At 34.0% G+C, this 1113-nt stretch carries 2 protein-coding genes; both read left to right on the top strand.

Annotation, left to right across the window (positions count from 1 at the left end; genetic code table 11):
* Positions 1-358: 358 nt before the first annotated feature.
* Entirely contained in the window at positions 359-490 is a 132-nt protein-coding gene (locus tag EII29_RS13105; protein ID WP_015979566.1) for a hypothetical protein, read from the top strand.
* Positions 487-969 (top strand): hypothetical protein, encoded by a 483-nt coding sequence (locus tag EII29_RS11270; RefSeq protein ID WP_036851100.1) that lies wholly within the window; start codon positions 487-489, stop codon positions 967-969. Before EII29_RS13105 ends, EII29_RS11270 begins: the two co-directional genes overlap by 4 nt.
* The last annotated feature ends 144 nt before the right edge of the window (positions 970-1113 follow it).

Below are 1113 nucleotides of genomic sequence, written 5' to 3'. Positions count from 1 at the left end.
CTGTTCATTCTAGCTCTTGTATTAACTACTTTAATTTTAATACGTTTCTTGTATTCCTGTTGTCGTAAGTACATCAGATATTTATCTCTAGCCATAGTTACCTCCTATAAATAGTATAACACAAAATGCCTACAAAGTCAATCATAGCTTACATAACAGAGGATAAACCAAACCTGAAAAGTGCATTTGATATAATATATATATCAAGTTGAGAGAGGAAAGCAAATGACAGAGGAACAGCTACTATTTAAGCAAGAGACATTGTCAGAAGTTGACTTTAACGAGTTCTTACTTAACGCTGTTGAATGTGGTTTGATTAATCTTGATACAGCTTTAATTTTTAAGGGAGAATAAAGAAATGAATAAAGAGCATATTTTAGCACAAAAAGAAGTATTGACTCCGATTGAATATGAACACTATGTTAAGCACTTATTTGATATTGGAGAAATTACTAAAGAGCTTTATATTGAATTGAGTTCTGATTTATGAGCAAAGCCTTAGCTATTGACTTTAGCACCTCTAATACTGGTTACGCATTTCGTAATCCTTTGACAAATGAGTATGTAGTCGGTTCAATTGCAGGTGGTAAAAGTAAAGATCCTTTGGAACGTGCCAAGCTTATTGCTGACGGTATAACAGAAATTATTGAGCATTACAATTTATTTGACTACTTTATTTATATTGAAGAACCTATTATCACGTTCAAGTCTAAGGGAAACATCTCATTGATTAGAGCTAACGGTTCATTCTTGGGTGTCATGCGTAACCGTCATAACATTGGCTATGTTGATGTACCAAACAGTAAATGGTGTGGGTATCATCTAATTAAAGGTAAGAGTGCATTGCGAAAAGTACAAAGCATTGAGATACTCAAGAGCTATAACATAGTACCTGATAATGATATCAACGACGACATGGCAGACGCGTTCTGTATCTTACTCTATGTAGAAAGTCAGGAGAATGAATGATTGTAATTAATATTGCCTTGATTATTCTTGGCATTTTATATGGTGTAGGTTCGGTTACCAACTTTAAGGAGTGGTATTATCGCCATGACTATCTAGCTATTGCATTGAGTGTATTTACATCTATCTTATTGGTAGTGGCTGGAG

Source organism: Leptotrichia sp. OH3620_COT-345 (assembly GCF_003932895.1).
Lineage (GTDB): Bacteria > Fusobacteriota > Fusobacteriia > Fusobacteriales > Leptotrichiaceae > Pseudoleptotrichia.
Note: the sequence above shows the minus strand (reverse complement) of the source record. Positions and strands in the feature narration are given on the sequence as shown.